This window comes from Nocardia sp. A7 (assembly GCF_046549215.1).
Lineage (GTDB): Bacteria > Actinomycetota > Actinomycetes > Mycobacteriales > Mycobacteriaceae > Nocardia.
Window position 1 is genome coordinate 612,666 of sequence record NZ_JAJPWE010000005.1, and the last position, 19,153, is coordinate 631,818.

The window sequence follows — 19,153 nt, forward strand, 5'->3', positions numbered from 1 at the left end:
GTCAGATGATCTTGGCGTCGATCAGCAGTTTCCAGATCTCGCCCTGATCGACGACCTCGACACCGAGCTTCTCGGCCTTCGCCAGTTTGCTGTCACCGACTCCCGCGCCCGTGATGAGCATGTCGGTGTTGGCCGAGACCGAAGAGGCCGCTATCGCTCCCGCCTGCTCGCACAGGCGCTGGAACGTCGGGCGGGCCACCTTCTCGCCGGAGCGTGGGTCGCTGATCGCACCGGTGATCACCACCGTTTTGCCTTCGAGGGGCGCGCCTGCCGCGATGACCGGCGGCAGGTCCTCCTCGCGCACGTCAAGGCAGACACCGAGCTCTCGCAGGCGGTCCAGTTCCGGACGCAGCCGCGTCAGGTGCGCGACCAGGGAGGCGGCGACCTTCGGGCCGATATCCTCCACGGCGACGAGCCGTTCCTCGCCCGCGTCGGCGACCTCCTCCAGGGAGCCGAAACCCGAGCGGGCCAGGCGCGCGGCGGTGCCGTCGGAAGCCATCGGGATGGCCAGGCCGATCAGGGCGCGGCGTAGGCCGACCTGGCGGCTGGCGTCGATGGAATCGATCATGCGCGCGGCCGAGATCTCGCCGATGCGATCGAATTCGAGCAGGCGTTCCTTGGTCAATGTGTAGAAGTCCGACGGGCTTTCGAGAATGCCCGCCTCGGCGAGGCGTTCGATCCACACTCCCCCGATGGCATCGATATCGGCCGCCGCCCGCGAGGCCCAGTGGATCAGCCTGCGCACCGTTTGCGCCGGACAGGAAACGTTGGTGCAGAACAGTTCTCGGCTGTTGCCCTGTTCGGTGACCGGCTGCCCGCACGAGGGGCAGGCGGTGGGCGAGACGATCTCGAGCTCCTCGCCTGTGCGTTTGGCGGCGTCGAGTACACCTGCCACGAACGGGATCACGTCACCCGCGCGGCGCACCAGCACCGTGTCACCGATCTTGATATCGCGGGCCCGGATCACCTCCTGGTTGGCCAGCGTCGCCTTCGTGACCGTCGTGCCGCCCACGAACACCGGCTCGAGCCACGCGACCGGGACGATCTTGCCGGTTTTGCCGACGTCCCAGATCACCTCGCGCAGCAGGGTCGTCTTCTCCTCGGCGGCGAACTTGAACGCCAGCGCACCACGCGGGGAGTTCGACCGGGTTCCGGCTGCGGCGTAGGCGTCGCGGTCGGCCAGCCGTAGTACGGCACCGTCGATGTCGTAGTCCAGGTCGTTGCGCCCCTGCTCGATCTCGGTGATCGCCGCCTGCGCCTGTGCGGCATCGGCACACAGGCGCATCCGCGCGCCCGCGACTCCGATCGCGCGCAGCCCTTCGCCCAGGTCGTGGGCGGCGTCGTCGGCCGAGGTGTCCAGGTCGAAGCCGAAGAATTGCAGGCGCCGTTCGGACACGGTGGCCGGGTCCTTCGCCCGCAGGGTGCCCGCCGCGGCGTTGCGCGGATTGATCAGCGGTTTGTCCGGGTGCGCGGTGTTGTAGGCGAGGAAGGTCGATCGCAACATCACCGCCTCGCCGCGCACCTCGACGCGGCCCGGCAGCTCGATTCGCTCGGGAACCCCGTCGACGAGGGCACGGACCAGCGGGGTCACATCGTCACCGGTGGTGCCGTCACCACGGGTCACCGCCCGCGCCAACCGCCCGTTCTCGAAGACGAGCGCCAGCGACAACCCGTCGAGCTTGGGCATCACGACCACCGACTGACCGGGGAAACGGCCGAAGAACGCCTCGACCTGTTCCGGCTTGGTCGCCTTCTCCAGCGACAGCATCGGCCGCGAGTGCCGTACCGGGGCGTGCAGCACCGCGGGCGCACCGACTTGGTCCAGGGGATTCGGGTCCGGCGCGAGGTCGGGATGGGCCTCGATCAGGCCGCGCAGTTCGTCTTCGATCGCGTCGAATTCCGCGTCGGCGACCAGCGGCGCCCCCTGGTAGTAGGCGTCGCGCAGCGCCACCATCCGGTCGGCGAGTTCTCGGATTCGTTCCCCTGTTTCCACAGCCCAGACGCTACCGACACCCACCGACATCTATCGGCCCGACTCAGCTCAGCAGGTGCTTGCCGTCGGCTTCGCGGCGAATCGGTCGGCCAGAAAGGTCAGGGCCGTCGATAATCCCAGCACGGCTTCGGTACCGTGCTCGCCGATCGGACGCTCAACTGTCTGGACCGGAGTCCCGGCGGCGCAGTATTTCCCGGCCAGCGCCCGCGCCGAGCCTATGGGCGCGAATTCGTCAGCGACGGCGTGGTAGACCAGCACCGGCACGGCGGGTGCGCCCGGACGGAACAAGGGACTGGCCGCCCGCACCACCTTGCTCAGTTCGGGGTTGTTCGTGATCGATCCAGGCCACGCTTCCATTGTCGCCGCATCGAGGAAGGGATAGGCCAGCGCGGCGTCGAGCAGGCAATCGGCTCGGCTCGCGGCCAACATCCCGCGGCCGGATTCGTTGAGGTACTGCGCCACATCGGCGTGCGGATAGGACCGGTTCAACCCCGCCAGGCCGACCACCGCCGCTCCGCCCGCGATCCCGCCGTTGAAGCCGGCCATGGCGGCCTCCAGGTCCGCGACGATCCCGCCCAGCGCCACACCGGTCAATCGTAGGTCGGGGGCATAGGTGCTGTGCGCTTGCGCCGCGATGGCGGTGGCCTGCGCCCCGCCGGAGTATCCCCACATGCCGATCGGCGCCGCGGGGTCGACAGCCGCGGGCTCGAAGGCTTTGGCGGCGCGAATACCGTCCAGCACGCCGTGGACATAACCGTCGGCACCGAACAAATCGGAGTCGGGCCCCTGATAGTCCGGCACGACCAGAGCCCAGCCTTGTTGCAGTGCGATCCGAATCATGCCGGTCTCGGAGTAGGCGTTGCTCGGGATGCCATCGATTCCACCGCGCAGCGCATACGAGGGTGCGCATTTCGAGCCGACACCGTCCTCGGCAACCTGGTACGCCAGTAGCGGACGCGGACCGTCTCCAGTCCATTCTCCGTGCGGCACAAGAACTGTCGCGATGTAGGCACGGGGCGCGCCATGATTGTCGATCGTCTTGTACTGCACCTGCCACGCCTCGGCGGACAGCGGCTGCAGGAACGACTCCGGCTCGATCGCCCGGGACGCGAGCACTGTCCCGTTGGCCAGGTCAGCGAGACCGGCAGGCTCGGCGTAGAACGAATCCTGTTCCGGCAGCGGCACTGCCGTAGCCCACCCCGCGCACGCCGTTACCAGCGCGACAACCGCACCGACCACCGTCGCCCGCACTGTCACGATTTCCCTTGCCCGCATCGCACACTCCCCCGAGAACGTGTTCTAGTTCGTGGCCGTGAGGGTAGTGCATTCGACGGCAGCCGGCACCGCAACAGCAGCGAAGTCCTACTACTTGGCGTCGCCGTAGCACTGCACTACCGCGGTGGTGAACGGGAATCGCACCGGTGTCGGGCCGAAGGCGATGCGGCCCGCTGTGTCGGCGGCGGTGGCGATCGCCGCGGCGACCGTGGCGGATTCCTCGGTCGGGCAGTGCACGATCACCTCGTCGTGCTGGAAGAAGACCAGTTCCGCGCGCAGGTCACGCAGCGCGTGCCGGATGCCTGCCAGCACCAGCAGTGCCCAGTCGGCGGCACTGCCCTGGACCACGAAGTTCCGGGTGAAGCGGCCACGGGCGCGGGCGGCGGAATCGGCGCGCGTGTTCGGTGACGCGTCTGTGTCGTCGGGCGTAACCGATAACGGCGTGCAGGTGCGCCCCAGCCAGGTGCGCACGAGGCGGCCTTCCTCGCCGGCGCGCGCCGCGTCGTCGACGTAGGCCACCGCAGCCGGATAGCGGCGGCGCAGGCCCGCGAGGTGGGTCAGTGCGTCGCCGGAGGTCTGGCCGTAGATGGCGCCGAGCAGCGCGAGCTTGGCTTGGTCCCGGTCGCCGCCGAATCCCCGAGCCGCCAGGTCCGCGTACAGGTCTTCGCCGCGACCGGCCGCTTCCATCAATCCGGGGTCGCGCGAGATCGCGGCGAGCACCCTCGGTTCCATCTGGTCGGCATCGGCGACCACCAGTGACCAGCCGGGGTCGGCGCGGATCGCTTGCCGGATGATCTTCGGAATCTGTAGTGCGCCACCGCCATTGGTGGTCCAGCGGCCCGATACTGTGCCGCCCGGCAGATATTCGGGCCGGAAGCGCCCACCGTGCACCCATTGCTCGAGCCAGGACCAACCGTGCGCGGTGTGGAGCCGGTACAGCGATTTGTAGGCCAGCAGCGGGGCGACGGCCGGGTGGTCGATCTGCTGGAGTTCCCATTTCCTGGTGGAGGACAGCATGATTCCGGCGCGACCGAAAGCTCTGATGATGTCGGCGGGCAGGTCGGGCCGCACTCGCACCCCGGTACCGAAGGCCCGCGACACCTCGTCGGCCAGCTCCGCCATCCGGCGCGGCTCCGATGCGCCCGGAAAGCGTTCGCCCAGGATCGAATCCAATAATTCGCGGTGCACATCGGCGCGCCAGGGAATGCCGAGCTGCCCCATCTCGACGGCGACGAGCATGCCCGCCGATTCGGCGGCGAGCAGCAGGCGCATCCGGTCCGGATGCTCGGTCGCGGCGGTGCGGGCGACCTGCGCGGCGTAGACCGCGAGCAGGGCGGTGAACTCGTCGATTCCCGGCGGCAACGGGGCCGGGCCCGACTCGAACAATGACGGCTGAGTCTGGGCGACCCGCAACGGCGCATCCGGCGGAACGGGCAGGTTGTGTAATCGCGCCCAGGCCGCCGCCAGGGAGCGCGCCTGCCCCGACTGCCCTTCTTCGTACCCGATCAGCAGCGCCTCCGCCGCCTGGACGTCATAGCAACGCTCCACACGCACGCCCGCCGACAACAGAGTCCGGTAGATCTCCGCGGTGGATCGCCACACCCACCGCTGCACCTCGGGCCGCGCACGCACTGCCTCGACGAGCGAAGCCTCCTTGACCACCGGCCCCGCGGGCCGGCCATCGAGGTCGAGCGGGCATAACCGAGCGCCACCATCGCCCGTCTCCGCAATCGCCCATCGCACCCGCCAGAGTCTGGCAGCCGGGTCCGACACAAATGCTGGTCGACGACCAGAACGGACTCGGCGGGTGCCGAGCGCTAGTCCGATTCCGACACTCGCGCAGCCCCGGCCGCAGCCTGTTCTCGATGCTCCCGAGACGGCATCGCCAAGGTCAGCACCCCGAGAACCACCGCGACTCCGGCGATCGCACCCATCATCATGATGCTGCCGCCGAGGCTGTGCGAACGGAAGAACACCGTGGTCAACACCGCCAGACCGACCGCGTTCCCCACCTGCTCGACGGTCGGCAGGACACCGGAGGCCTCAGCCATCCGGTCGGCGTCCAGCCCCGACAGCATCATCGGTTGCAGCTGCACACCGAAGACCCCGACCCCGAATCCGGCCGCGAACACCGGCCCCGCGCACAACAGCGCGTTCGCCACCCCGTCGACCAGATACAGGTACACCCCGCCCGCGCCGATGCATCCGCCGAACAGCGCGATCCCGGCGGCCAGCGCCCAGATGTCCCAGCGGGGAACCAGCACCAGCGAACCGATCGCACCGGCGCCCGCACCGAGGGCGAACAGGGTCATCACCATCCCGGTGAGCAGCGGCGAATAGCCGAGCACATCCTGCATCGTGATCGAGGCGGCGAACACGAACGCGGTGAACAGTCCGAAGAAACCGCCGACCAGCACCGAGCCGATCCGGAACCCGCGATTGCCGAAAAGGTCGAGGCGCAGGAGCGGACTGGCACCGCGCGCGGTGCGGCTGCGTTGCTGTGCGAGGAACAGCGCTGTCAGGACGAGCCCGGCACCGGTCAGGGCGATGAGGTCGAGCCGCCACCCGTGCTGCTGGATCAGGGCCAAGCCCGCGATCAGGGCGAACAGGCCGAGCCCGGACAGCGCGGCACCGACCAGATCGAGTTGGTGCCGACCCTCCGGGCGGCCGCGGTCCAGGAATTTCCAGGCCAGCGCGAACGCGAACAGCCCGATCGGCAGATTGATGAGGAAGACCGACCGCCACCCCCAACCGCCGACGTCGATGGTGAGCAGCACGCCGCCCACGATCGGCCCCAACATCCCGGCGAACCCGGCCACTCCCCCGTACAGCGCGAACACCAACGGATGACGTTCGCGCGGAAAGCCCGCGGTGAGAATCGCGATGGTCTGGGCGGCCATCCCCGCCCCCGCCGCACCTTGAACGACCCGGGCGATCACCAGTTCCGTTGCGCCATCGGCCAATCCGCACCACACCGAGGCGGCGGTGAAGGCGAGCACCGAGACCAGGAACATCGTGCGCCGACCGATCATCGCCCCGATCCGCGCGGCCGTGAGCAGGGTGCAGGCGAAGGCGAGGGCGTACCCGGAGATCACCAGCAGCTGGGCCGATCTCGACGCACCGAGGTCGGCGGTCAGGCTCGGCAGCGCGGTGTTCACGATCGTCACGTCGATCATCTGCATGAACACCGCGATCAGACAGGCACCGAACGCCAGCCACGCGCCGAGTTCGGGCACCTGCGCCTTCGCGACCCCGGTGGTCTCGCTCATGACACCAATTCCATCGTGGCGCGCGGGGCCGACATCGACATCTGGGTCGGGAAACTCAGCTGCACCATCCGATGCGGCGCCGCCACCTCGAACAGCGCGATGAACGGCGGCACAACGGAGCCGACCATCTTGTCCAGCATCCCGTTCACCTGCTCGAAGCCGGGCCGCAACCGCACCTGCCAGCACGGGAACACCCCGGCCGGTCCCGCGCAGACGACCTGCTTCTCCACCCGCACGAGCAGCGGCCAGTGCACGGAGGCCGCGAGCCACACGTCGATCGTCTCGATCAGCCCGTCGGCGAATTCCAGTCCACGCAGCATCGTCAGCCCGCCGGCGATCGGCATCACATTCGGGGGGAACGGACCCGGCAGGCCGCCGAACTGCAGATGCACGGTGTCGACGAAGTTCACTTCCTCGCGCGAGACCACCGTTGACCCCGACCGTGTCAGCGCGCGATAGCTTTCCGCGTGCAGTCGCCCGTCGATGCGCCCGATGCGCTGCTCGACGGTCATGATCAGTTCGCGATCGCGCCCGCTCTTGCCTTCCGGACTCGCCTCGATTGTCGTGTGGTAGCCGCCACGGTCGTGCACGACGACGTGGGATACCTCGAAGCCGCCGGGTTCGCCGGAGATTCCGACGCGGTATCTGGACTTCTCCCCATCGGGAATGTCGGGGTCACGAAAGATGGTCGGTACGAATTCTTCTCGGATCATGCGTGCTCCGCGGCGCTGTCGATGATGGCTCCGAATACGGACTTCATGGTGGCCAGGTAGCGGCGCACCGACTCCTGCGCGATCGCGGTGTCGGGGAAGATGACGCTCAGCGAGGTCTGCCCCGGTAGCCGGTTGATCCAGATGAGCGCCTCCTCCGAGGCGGCGCGGTTGGCGAAGACCCCGGCTCGCATGCTGTCGAACAACTCGTTGCCGAGGAATTCCCTGGCATCGATGAACGAGATCATCGGGGTGACCCACCCCGGCTCGGCCTTGATCTCGGAATCAGCGGGCAGCAGGTCGAGAACACGGTGAAACGAGGTGGGCGCCAACAGGAGTCCGCTGTCATAGGCGCGTTGGGCGATCGTGAGCGCGCGGGCGAGGGTGGTGCGTTCGCTGAGCGGGAACGCGACCGGAACCAGCGTCACGTACCAGCCCACCGAATTGTTCTCGGCTGCCGTGGTTCTGGTGCTGACCGGGGTCATCCCGAAGTAGTAGTCCGAACCGACCAGCTCGCGTTCGGCCAGCGCGGCCGCGGCGAACACACCGCCGACGAACTCGGCACCGTTGGCCCGGCAGACTTCCTCGAATCGGTCTGCTTCGTCGTCGTCGAACAGCACGACGCTGCGGTGCGCACTGCGGTGATAGCCGTCGGTCTGCTTACCCAGATCGAGCGGAAAGACCGGCAGCCGGTTGTCGTTGCCACCCAGCAGCGCCAGCCATTTCTTCACACCCGGTGAGGACAGGCTCTGCTGATCGCTGAAGAGTCGCTCGTTGCGGCAGTAGTCGAGATAGCTCGCCGCGGGCGCGAGCGGTTCGGCCTCGTCCCACAGCTGTGCTGCGTAGAGCTGGGCGAAATCGACCGCGGACAGGTACTGCCCGAGCCCGTCGGTGTGCAGGTGGTCGACGGCCAGGTACACGGTGGTGGAGTCGCCGTGCTCGATGGTGCCGAAGGTGAAGCAATCCCATTGGAACGGGCCGGGTGTCGTCTTCTCGACGTGTCGGCAGATCGACTCCGGGTCGTCGATGTAGCCGTAGTCGACCGGGACGAATTCGACATCGGCCGCGGGCACCAGGTGGCGGCGCACGGTGCCGCCCGGTTCGACAGCGAACCAGGTCCGAAAGGTGTCGTGGCGTAGCAGGAACGCGTTGATCGCCCGGGTGACGGCGTCGCGATCCAGGTCGCCGGTGGGGATCTGCGCGGTGACCAGGCACAGGCCCGAGAACCGGAAGTCCGCGTCGACGTGCCGGTCGGCCAGGCGCAGGTACTGCTCCTGCTGCAACGAGGGCGGCACCGGATGGGCCGGTGCCCGCGCCGCGCGCGCGACCGAGTCCGCCGAGGCGAACCAGGTCACGAGCCGGCCGGGCGCGGGCCGCCATTCGTCGATCAAGCCGAAGTCGACCATCAGTGCGATCCCGCCATCGAGACCTCCGCCGGGCGGTCGACGGTCCACTGTTCGGGGACCTCGACGCTCGGCGGGGCCGCGTCACCCGGCGCCGTCTCCGACAGTGGCGGTGTGACACCGGGTTCGGACGCCAGAATCAGTTCGGCGACCTTCGGCCCGGCCTGTTCCAAGCTGAACGAGCGCCCCATCTGCATCGACATCAGGTCGATGCCGAGCGTCTTGGTGACCCGTGCGCCCAGTTCGACCGCCATCAACGAGTCGAGCCCCAATTCGGGCACCGGCACAGTCATGTCGATCGACTCGACCGGCACCCCCATCACCACGGCGAGTTCGTCGGCCATCTTGCGGGCGATGGCGGGACCGCGCTTCGCCTCCTCCATGGCGGCGAGTTCCGCACGGAGCCTGGCCAATTCGGAGGTGTCCTTCGCCGAGGATCGGGCCAGGGCGGCGGTGCGGCCGGTGCGCACCAACTGCGGGAAGGTGCCGGTCAGTTTCGCCCAGTCGGTGGGAATGATCGCCGCGTTCGTCGCGCCGAGGCGCAGGGTCTGTTCGAGGTAAGCGGTGGCGTCGGCCATGTCGATCGGGCCGAAACCCACCAGGTCCAAATACTTTTCGGCGGTTTCGTCCGAGGCCATGCCACCCGAGGCACCGGACAGGTGACCCCAGCCGATGCACAGCGCGCGTTCGCCCGCGGCGGCCCAGCGCCGTGCCAGAGCTTCGACGGCGACATTGGCGGCGCAGTAGTTGTACTGCCCATAGATCCCGTACATCGAGCCGCCCGAGGAGCACAGCACGAACATGTCCAGCGCGATGCCCGCATCGGCCACCGCCTGGTGGATCACTTGCGCACCAAGGACTTTAGGTCGGTAGACCCGGTCGAGTTCGCCGAATTCCATCTTCGCGAGCCGGTTGTCGGCCACCGCACCGGCGGCGTGGAAGACCCCGCGCAGCCGATGTTGTGCACTGTGCGCGCGATCCACGATCGCGGCGACCGCGGCGGCATCGGTCACGTCCGCCTGTTCCTCGACCACCTCGATGCCGAGCGCCCGCCAGGCCTCGAGCTGGCGCCGAGCCGTCTCGGTGGCCGCACCGCTACGCCCGACCAGCACCAGCCTGCGCGCACCACGCAGGGTCAGCCAGCGGCCGATCGCCATGCCGAAGCCGCCGAACCCACCGGTGATGAGATAGCTGCCCGCGGAGTCGATCTCGAGCTCGTCGAGATAGGGCCGAACGGGTGGTTGCGGGTCGTCCATCCGCAGGGCGACGCGGCCGACGCGCGAGGACCGCAGTGTCTCCTCGAACGCCTGGCTCACCTCGTGCGTCTCGAACATCTGGTACGGCAACGGGGTGTAGACGCCTTCGGTGACCTTCTCGAACACTCGCTGCAGCAGTCGCGACAGCCGTTGTGGGCGCACCGCGACCAGGCGGTCGAGGTCCATCGAGTAATAGGCGAGGTTCTTGTCGAAATTGGCCAGTTCCAGCAGGCCGCCGGTGTAGATGTCGGCCTTACCGACCTCGACGATCCGCCCGAACTCCGCTGCGGCATTGAAGTTCTGGCGCAGGATCTCGCCGGGGGCACTGCTGATGATCACGTCGACGCCCGCACCGCCGGTCAGCGCCAGCACATCGTCGACGAAGTTGAGCGAACGCGAGTTCACCGCGTGGTCCGCACCCATCGCGAGCACATGCGCGCGGCGCTCCGGCGAACTCGCCGTGCCGATGATGCGAGCGCCCAGCGCCTTGGCCACCTGGATCGCCGCCGTGCCGACACCGCCTGCGGCGCCGTGGATCAGCACGGTCTCCCCCGGCTCGAGGCGGGCCAGGTCGTGCAGGGCGTATTCGGCCGTGCCGAAGGCGATGGTGCTGGTGCAGTAGCCGGGATCGGTGTCGGCGGGCACGATGACCGCCAGCGCGCGATCGACGACGGCGAATCGGCGCATCATGCCCTTGGACGCCACCGCGACCTTGTCCCCGACCGCGACATCGGTGACACCGGCGCCGACCCGCACCACGGTACCCATGCCCTCCATGCCGGGCACGGTGCCGAAATAGGTCGGCGCCAGTTCGCGTTCGCCGAGCAGTCCGATGACCTTGAGCGGATCCTTGTAGTTCAGTCCGATCACCGCCATCGCGACCTCGACCTGCCCCGGCGCGGGTTGCGGGCGCGGGCACTGCCGCCACGCCACCTGCGAGAGCAGCCGGGTCCGCGGCATATCCAGCTCGAAGTTCACCTCCGGGTCGGTCAGCGGGTGCGATGTCTCCAGTTCTTCGATGCGCTCCGGCAGCGGTTTGGTCACCACCGGCGCCCAGCGGACGCCATCGCGCAGCAGTACCTCGTCGACGTTGTCGAGTGAAAAGGCGCCGGGGACACCGAGTTCGGTGACGAGATCGGCGATCGAGGTATTCGGCTCGGTGTCGACTAACCGCCAGCGCAACGGGGTCTGCTCGTTGAGCAGAACCCGGCGACCACCGGCGAGCGCGGCCTGGCGCGGGTCGGATACGGCATCGCTACCGGGCACCGCGAAGGCGGATTCGGTGACCAGGGTGGCGTGCACATCGCCGTCACCGAAGTGGATCTGCGGTGCGGCGCCCTCTACGGTCGGGGTCACATATTCCGACACGGCGACCGCGATGCGCTTGAGCGTCCACAGATCGGCGACATCGTCGGTGCCCGCACCGACCACGACACAGACGTGCAGACGTTGCGCGCCTTCGGCTTTCGCCGCCGCCACAGTGGCGACCAGGTCCGCCTCCAGGTCATCGTCGGCCGGGTCCGCGACGTACACCCGCGCACCGGGGATCGCGGCGGCGAGTTCACCGAACCGAGCGCTGTCGCCGAGTGCGACGATCACCGTCGACACCGATCCTGCTTCGGCGAGCGCCGTGGGGTCGAGTGGATCGCACTGTTGCATCGTTTCGGTGTAGTAGAAATCGGCCATCCGGTGCAGGGGGTCGTCACCGGGTTTGAGCGCCCCGATCTGCAGTCCGGTCAAGCGCGCGACCAGCTTTCGGTCCTGGTCGAGGAGATCGACATCGGCGCGCAGGCGGGCATTCGGGTCGCGCCGCGCGATCACGGTGATCTGCGCCGGGAGTTCGGCGAGCAGGCGCACCGCGGTCACCCCGACGGGCACCATGACGCCCTCGTTGATCCGTTCGTCGGTGAAAAGCATCGCGGCGCACTGCATCGCGGCATCGACGACAGCCGGGTGTGCCAGGTGCCGGGAGCCGGCGGCGATGGTGCCGTCGACCGAAGCGAGCACCACGTCGCGCCCGACTCGCACCGAGGTCACCCGTTGGAATGTCGGACCGTATTGCAGGCCCGCCGAGGCCAGACCCGCGTAGAACATCGCCGGATCGACATCGACCCCCACCTCGATGGTCGGCAGTTCGACTTCGGTCTGCTCGTAACTGCCGGTCAACGTGCGACCGGTCGAGTGCACCGTCCACGCCGCGCCCGTCGCACTGCGCGACCTGATCAGGAATCGGCCGCTGGCTTCCTCGATACTCATCGCGACCAGCGGCACATCGGGGGCACCCATGATCAGCGGCGCGACGAACCGAACCCCTTCCAGCGCAACCTGTTTGCTGCCGATCCGCTCGGCGGTCGCGCTCAACGCCGCGTCGAGATACGCCGCGCCGGGCATGATCTTGACGCCGTTGACGACATGGTCGGCCAGCCAGGGCAGCAGTTCGGTGCCGACCTGCAGCAGCCATTCCGGGCGCCCCTCCACATCGGGATCGCCGAGCATGGCGTAACCGTCGGGCGTGCCGAGGCGGGCCTGCTCGAACAGGGGCAGGGCCGAGTGCAGGCGGGTGCGCTGCCAGGGGTAGCGCGGCAGCGGCACGTGCGCGGTGACGCCGCGCTCGGCCGGGAACAGCAGTTCACGGTCGAGGACACCGGCGGCGTGCAGACCGATGAGAGTGCGCCGGATGCTGTGCGAATCGGACTGCTCGCGGTCCAGGGTGGGCACGGTGGTGCCGTTCACGTCCGCGTCCACCAGGGCCTCGCGGATGTTGCCCGACAGCACGGGGTGGGGGCCGACCTCGAGGAAGATCCGGCTGCCCGCGGCGATCAGGCTCCCGATCGCGGCGAAGAACCGCACGGGCTGACGGACATTGGACCACCAGTACTCGGCGTTCCAGTCGCCGCCGGTGACGAGTTCCCCGGTCACCGAGGAGTACAGCGGCACCACCGGTGGCTGCGGGGCCAGATCGGCCAGCGCCGTGTGCAATTCGTCGTGGATCGGGTCCATCAGTCGGCTGTGATACGGCACTTCAACGCGCAGTCGGCGGGCGAATACACCGTCCTCGGTGAGCTTTTCGGCGATCTCGTCCAGGCGGTCGACGTCGCCGGAGAGGGTCAACGAGGTCGGGCTGTTGATCGCCGCGATGTCGACGCGCGGGTCGTCGGCGATGAGCGCGTCGGCCTGCTCCCTGGTCATTCCGACCGCGAGCATCCCGCCGGTTCCCGCGGTCGTGGCCTGCAGGCGCGCCCGGTGATACGCCACGCGCACCGCCTCGCCCAGTGACAGCATGCCGCTCACATACGCGGCCGATACCTCACCCACGCTGTGCCCGACGATGGCCGCGGGGACGATGCCGTACTCGGCCAGTTCGCGTACCAGGCCCACCTGGACGAGGAAATTCGCGGGTTGGGCGACCTCGGTGCTGGTGACCCTGGACTCCTCCTCGGGCTTGCGCAGTTCCTCGATGATCGACCACCCCGCGAGCGCGCGGAACTCCGCGTCGATCTCCTCGGCGGTGTCGGCGAACACCCCACCGGCAGCGAGCAGCTCGCGCGCCATCTTCCAGTGCTGCGGTCCCATGCCCGAGAACACGAACACCGGTTCGGCGGCGCCGGAGGAGACCGTGCGGCTGGCGTCGCGGCCCGCGCCCGACGCGTACTCGTGCAGGGCGCGCACCAGCTCGTCGGTGGAGTCGTCGAGAAGGACACCGGTGCGGAACGGGTGGTGGGCCATCCTGGTCCACGCCGCTTCGGCCAGCCGATCCGGGTCGGCCCCCGCGGTGATCAGGTCGGCGAACCGGCCTGCCAACGCGCGCGCGGCACCGGTGCTGCGCGCCGAGATGGGCAGGATGCCGAGATGGCGGGCCGGTTCGGTCGACGACGCGGGCGCGCGGAACTCCTGCAGGATCGCGTGGGCGTTGGTGCCGCCGTAGCCGAATCCGTTGACCGCCACCGACATCGGGCCACTGTCGGCGGGCAGCGGTTGCGCCTCGGTCTGTACGTGCAGGCCCAGCTCGTCGAACGGGATGTCGGGGTTCGGATTGTTCAGCCAACCCTGCGGCGGCAGCGTGCGATGCTGTACTGCCAGCGCGGCTTTGATCACGCTGGCCACGCCCGCGGCGGCTTCGGTGTGACCGATCGTCGCCTTCACCGAGCCGACGCCGATGGTGCCGGTGCGTCCGGACGGCGAGCCGAAAACCCTACCGAGCGCGCGCAATTCGACGGGATCACCGACCAGCGTTCCGGTGCCGTGCGCTTCCAGGTAGGTGATCTGGTCGGGCGCGAGGCCCGAGCGTTCGCACACAGTGCGGGCCAGCGCCTCTTGCGAGTCGACATTGGGCACGGTGATCGCGGTCGTGCGCCCGTCCTGATTCGAGCCCGTCGCCTTGATCACCGCGTAGATGCGATCACCGTCTCGCACCGCGTCGTCGAGCTTCTTCAGCACCACCATCCCGGCGCCCTCGCCGCGGCCGTAGCCGTCGGCGGAAGCGTCGAAGGACTTGCAGCGACCATCCGTGGCCAGGAATCCGCCCTTGCACATGAGGACGAAGGTTTCGGGCTGCAACATCACGTTGACGCCGCCCGCCACCGCGACGCGGCAGTCGTCGTTGTCCAGCGCCTGGCAGGCCAGGTGCAGCGCGACCAGCGACGAGGAGCACGCGGTGTCGACCGTGATCGCCGGACCGACCAGGTTCAGCGCGTAGGCGATCCGGTTGGACAGCATCGTGTAGGAGGCACTGGCCGGGGTGTGCATGTCGGTGTGGAACAGCGCCGGGCCGACCACGCCGATGACCGACTGGTCGACGACGAAACCGCCAACGTAGACCCCGATCTGCGCGCCGGCCGAGCGGCCCGCGATGCCCGCGTCGTCGAGTGCCTCCCAGGTCACCTCGAGCATCAGCCGTTGCTGCGGGTCGAGCACCGTGGCCTCGCGCGGCGAGATCCCGAAGAAGTCGGGGTCGAATTCCCACGGATCACTGGTCATGAAGGCGCCGTGCTTGGTGTAGCTGCGCCCCGGCGTGCGCGGCTCGGGGTCGTAGTAGCGGCGCCAATCCCAGCGATCGGCGGGCATCTCCACGACGCCGTCGCGTTTGTCGACGATAAAGTCCCAGAACGATTCCGGGGAATCGATTCCGCCCGCGAACCGACATCCGATTCCGACAATGGCTATATCCGACACGCAATTTCCTCCGGTTCGACCGGCCTGTGACATGTGACCGTTGGTGCCAACGTAGAAGCCCGCCGATGCGGCGATCGTGGCGATCAACGACCTCTGGAATTTCGGACGGGTATTCGCGAAACCCCCTGTGATCGGCCCCATGTCGCGAAGTCACGGTTCACAACAATGTTTCGAGAGTCTTTGTGACCGGCCGCAATATTGCGCGGTAGCGACCGAAAAGACCATCGACTGCTGACAAGTTCGACCCCATCGCGAGTAGTTGGGAGGCGAATGTGTTCGCCGAGTTGACACAGTGGGCAGACACCGTCGTCCGGCGGCGATATCTGGTGATCATGGTGATGGTGACCGGATTGTTGGCACTGGGAACCTATGGACTCGGCCTCGGCGCGGATCTCAGCGCGCAGGGATTCGACGATCCGTCCTCGGAGTCGGTTCGCGCGACGCACATTCGCGACAACGCGTTCGGCCGTGACCACAGCGGTGACGTGATCCTGTTGGTCCGGGCGCCCGAGGGCACCACGATCGACGATCCGGCCTTCGCCGAGACCGTCGTGGCGGGCCTGAACAACCTGACCCAACGGTTCCCGGACCAGATCGACCGGGTCAACGGCGCGTATTGGCCGACTGATTCCGGTGTGGCGCTTCCTGATGTCTTCGGCTCGCCCGCCCGTGACTACGCGTTCGCCTCGGTCGCGGTCAGCGGCCTCGATCCCACCGAACAGGGCCGCAACTACCGCGAGATCGCCGAGGAGTTCGTGATCCCCGGGGTCGAGGTCGAACTCGCAGGCGGACAACCGGTCACCCTCGCGTTGAACGACACCATGATCCAGGATCAGCGGCGCGTGGAGTTGTTCGCCATCCCGGTGGTCGCGGTCCTGCTGTTCTTCCTGTTCGGTGGCGTCGTCGCGGCCGCACTTCCGCTGATCGTCGGCGGACTCACCATGCTCGGCGCGTGGGGCCTGCTGCGCTGCCTCACCGCGGTCACCGAGGTGAACTCCTTCGTCTCCCCTGTCGTTTCGATGATCGGGTTGGGCTTGGCCATCGACTACGGGCTGTTCGTCCTGAGTCGTTTCCGCGAGGAACTCGCCGACGGTCGCACGGTCGACGACGCGGTCCGGCGCTCGGTGACCACCGCGGGGCGCACGGTGTTGTTCTCGGCCTTGATCGTCGTGGTCGCGGCGGCAGGCATTCTGGTGTTCCCGCAGGGCTTCTTGCGATCGTTTGCCTACGGCGCCATCATCACCATTTCGCTGGCCGCGCTCACCTCGATCACCCTGCTGCCCGCGATGCTGGCCGTGCTGGGCAGGCGCGTCGACTGGCTCGGCGTCGACTGGTTCCGTAAACCGGTCGCGAGCGACCGTGTCCCCGACAACAGGTGGGGCCGGTTCGCCGCCGGAGTCATGAAACGTCCGCTGGCGGTAGCGATTCCGATCTGCCTCGGCTTGTTGCTGCTCATCATCCCGATCCAGCACCTGGCCTTCGGCTCCATCAACGAGCGCTTTCTCCCGCCGGAACACCCGACGCGCCTGGCCCAGCAGCACTTCGACGAACTGTTCCCGCTGCGCCAGATCGACCCGATCGACCTGGTCATCGTGACTTTCGACCCCACAACCGCCGAGACCGTCCGTGCCGACGCCAACCACGCCCCCGGCTTGGCAGCGCCGTTCGCCGAACCGATGCAGTCGCCGTTCCAGCCCCAGATCCTCACCACCCAGACCGTGCTCGCCGGTTCCGGCGATGCCGAGGCGACCATCGACTATCTGCGTTCGATGCCGCTGCCGCCCGGCGCGACACTGATGGTCGGTGGGCAGCCCGCCGTGGAGCAGGACAGCATCGACGCGCTGGTCGAGCGGATGCCGCTGATGATTCTCTTCGTCTTCTTGGCGAGCACGCTACTGATGGCGCTGACGTTCGGTTCGCTGGTACTGCCGTTGAAGGCGGCAGCACTGAACCTGCTCGGGCTCTGCGCCACTCTCGGCGTGTTGACCTGGGTTTTCATCGAAGGGCACGGCGCCGGGCTGGTCGGCTTCACCCCACAACCGATCATGGCGCTGGTCCTGGTGGTGATCGTCTCGGTGGTCTACGGACTGTCGACTGATTACGAGGTGTTCCTGCTGTCGCGCATCGTCGAAGCCAGGGCCGCGGGCGCCTCCACCACCGAAGCCGTGCAGGCGGGGATTGCCCGCACGGGCCGCATCATCACCGCGGCCGCGGTGATCCTTTTGGTGGTCACCGGCGCGTTCGCGCTGTCGGATCTGCTGATGATGCAGTACATCGCCTTCGGCATGGTGACCGCACTGTTCATCGACGCCACCATCCTGCGCATGCTGCTGGTGCCCGCGTCCATGCGGCTGCTCGGGGACGCCTGCTGGTGGGCACCTCGGTGGTTGAAACGCCTGCAGCCCGCACCGGCACACGACATCCTCGCCCACTCGACACCTTCCGGAGCTGCTCCGACGCCAACTCGCGGCGACCGGGACTGAACCTGCGGAGTACACCATGAACGTCCGGAGCGGCACCGTCGATGTGCCGGCCACCCCCACCACCGCGCTACCCGCCTTCGCGTGGCGCGAGGTGTCGATCGTGGCCGCCGTGGCGGCGACCCTGTTCCTGGTCAGGATCGATCGCTACCGCATCAGCGGCGACGAACTGTATTTCCTGGCGGCAGGGCGGCATCCGTCGGTCAGCTATGCCGATCAGGGGCCGTTGGTTCCACTCCTGGCAGCACTGTCGGACTACCTCGCGCCGGGATCCACCGTCGCGCTGCGGTTGCCCGCGCTGCTGTTCACCGTGCTGGCCATCGTGCTCAGCGCGGTGATGGCCAGGGAATTCGGCGGTGGTCGACTCGCCCAGACCGTCGCCGCGTTCGCCTACGCGACCACCCCGATCGCGGTGATGCAATCGGCGATGCTGAGCACCTTCGCCCTCGACCTCACCTTGACGGCGGCCCTGGCGTGGCTGCTGATCCGCTGGGTGCGCACCCGCGACGACTACCTGCTGGTCGCGGCGGGATTCGTCGCCGCGGTCGACTTCCAGGTCAAATGGCTGATTCCGATCATCTGGGCGGTGCTCGCCGTCGGTGTGGCCGTGTTCGGACCACGGGAGATGCTGCGTCGGCCCGCCTGGTGGCTCGGGTCAGGACTGCTCGCCGCAACGGCCGTCCCGATTCTGTTGTGGCAACACGACAACGGCTGGCCACAGCTGGCGATGGGCGCGATCGTGCGCGACGAACAACTGGCCACTGCCGGACTGTTCGCGGTGCCGTGGTCGCTGATTCAGGTCACCGGGGCGGGCGGCCTGCTGTTGATCATCGGCATGTGGGCGGGACTGCGGGCCGAGCGGTTTCGTCCGTACTACTTCCTGATCCCGATGATCGCGCTCGGTCTGGGCGCGGTCGTCCTGTTCGGTCTGCGCCCGTATTTCGTCGCCGGTGCGTTTCCCGGCCTGTTCGCGGCGGGTGCGGTGTATCTGGCAGACCGGGGGTTCACCCGACGCGCCGCGATCGTCGGCGGTTGCTTCGGCGGACTCACGACCGCGATCTGCGTCGCGCTCGTCGTCATCGTGCCGCTGCCGGAGTCAGCACTACGGCAGTCCACCGACGACTATTCGCAGATCCATTCGCGCAGTGTGCTTTTCGGTCCGAGCGGGTGGGAGGACCTGAACACCGCGGTTGCCGAGACCTACCACCGGGTTCCGCCGCAACAGCGCGAAGCTCTGGTGATCGTGACCCAGAACTATTGGCAGGCAGCGGCACTCGATGACTTCGGGCCCGCCGCCGGTCTACCGGCCGTGTTCAGCCCGAACCGCGGCTACGGCTACTTCGGCACACCACCGGACAACGCGACCACGGTCCTCTACGTCGGGGTCGACGATCCCGACACCGCGTTGCGGACCCACTTCGCGCAGACGACCCTGCTGACCCACATCGACGAACCGCTCGGCTTTCCCGGCGTGAACCGCGGCGTCGCGGTGTGGTTGTGCAGCGGACCGAGCGAACCGTGGTCGGTCCTGTGGCCCGATACCAGGCAGCTGCGGTTCATCGATGGGACCAGCCGACATGGGAAATAGGCACACA

At 68.1% G+C, this 19,153-nt stretch carries 9 protein-coding genes; 2 read left to right on the top strand and 7 right to left on the bottom strand.

Annotated features, from left to right (window positions below; translation table 11 throughout):
* Nucleotide 1 precedes the first annotated feature (1 nt).
* The 7 genes from ligA to ACLJPD_RS28485 all read right to left on the bottom strand — a co-directional run bounded on the left by ligA (nt 2) and on the right by ACLJPD_RS28485 (nt 15,078).
* Nucleotides 2-1,993 (bottom strand): NAD-dependent DNA ligase LigA, encoded by a 1,992-nt coding sequence (ligA, locus tag ACLJPD_RS28455; protein ID WP_410876226.1) that lies wholly within the window; start codon nt 1,991-1,993, stop codon nt 2-4.
* A 48-nt stretch (nt 1,994-2,041) separates the two neighbouring features.
* Entirely contained in the window at nt 2,042-3,268 is a 1,227-nt protein-coding gene (locus tag ACLJPD_RS28460) for a lipase family protein (RefSeq protein WP_410876227.1), read from the bottom strand.
* Between the two features lie 90 nt (nt 3,269-3,358).
* A complete protein-coding gene (locus tag ACLJPD_RS28465) occupies nt 3,359-5,011 on the bottom strand; it encodes a bifunctional 3'-5' exonuclease/DNA polymerase (protein WP_410876228.1) in 1,653 nt (550 codons plus the stop codon).
* A gap of 74 nt (nt 5,012-5,085) precedes the next feature.
* On the bottom strand, nt 5,086-6,537 hold the full coding sequence (locus ACLJPD_RS28470) for an MFS transporter (protein ID WP_410876229.1): 1,452 nt from the start codon (nt 6,535-6,537) through the stop codon (nt 5,086-5,088).
* Nucleotides 6,534-7,250, bottom strand: coding sequence for a hypothetical protein (locus ACLJPD_RS28475; RefSeq protein ID WP_410876230.1), 717 nt, complete (start codon nt 7,248-7,250; stop codon nt 6,534-6,536). The genes ACLJPD_RS28470 and ACLJPD_RS28475 overlap by 4 nt, the downstream gene beginning before the upstream one ends.
* Nucleotides 7,247-8,653, bottom strand: coding sequence for a condensation domain-containing protein (locus ACLJPD_RS28480; RefSeq protein ID WP_410876231.1), 1,407 nt, complete (start codon nt 8,651-8,653; stop codon nt 7,247-7,249). Before ACLJPD_RS28480 ends, ACLJPD_RS28475 begins: the two co-directional genes overlap by 4 nt.
* Nucleotides 8,653-15,078, bottom strand: a complete 6,426-nt coding sequence (locus ACLJPD_RS28485) for an SDR family NAD(P)-dependent oxidoreductase (protein ID WP_410876232.1) — start codon at nt 15,076-15,078, stop codon at nt 8,653-8,655. The genes ACLJPD_RS28480 and ACLJPD_RS28485 overlap by 1 nt, the downstream gene beginning before the upstream one ends.
* A 272-nt stretch (nt 15,079-15,350) precedes the next feature.
* Here ACLJPD_RS28485 and ACLJPD_RS28490 point away from each other — a divergent pair, with 272 nt between their 5' ends.
* Together ACLJPD_RS28490 and ACLJPD_RS28495 are read left to right on the top strand one after the other, a co-directional pair.
* A complete protein-coding gene (locus ACLJPD_RS28490) occupies nt 15,351-17,561 on the top strand; it encodes an MMPL family transporter (RefSeq protein WP_410876233.1) in 2,211 nt (736 codons plus the stop codon).
* A gap of 16 nt (nt 17,562-17,577) precedes the next feature.
* Nucleotides 17,578-19,146, top strand: a complete 1,569-nt coding sequence (locus ACLJPD_RS28495) for an ArnT family glycosyltransferase (protein WP_410876234.1) — start codon at nt 17,578-17,580, stop codon at nt 19,144-19,146.
* Nucleotides 19,147-19,153 lie beyond the last annotated feature (7 nt).

Coding starts and splice junctions, on each gene's coding strand:
- ACLJPD_RS28475 (WP_410876230.1), bottom strand. CDS start 7,250: ATGATCCGAGAAGAATTCGTACCGACCATCTTTCGTGACCCCGACATT.
- ACLJPD_RS28460 (WP_410876227.1), bottom strand. CDS start 3,268: ATGCGGGCAAGGGAAATCGTGACAGTGCGGGCGACGGTGGTCGGTGCG.
- ACLJPD_RS28470 (WP_410876229.1), bottom strand. CDS start 6,537: ATGAGCGAGACCACCGGGGTCGCGAAGGCGCAGGTGCCCGAACTCGGC.
- ACLJPD_RS28480 (WP_410876231.1), bottom strand. CDS start 8,653: ATGGTCGACTTCGGCTTGATCGACGAATGGCGGCCCGCGCCCGGCCGG.
- ACLJPD_RS28495 (WP_410876234.1), top strand. CDS start 17,578: ATGAACGTCCGGAGCGGCACCGTCGATGTGCCGGCCACCCCCACCACC.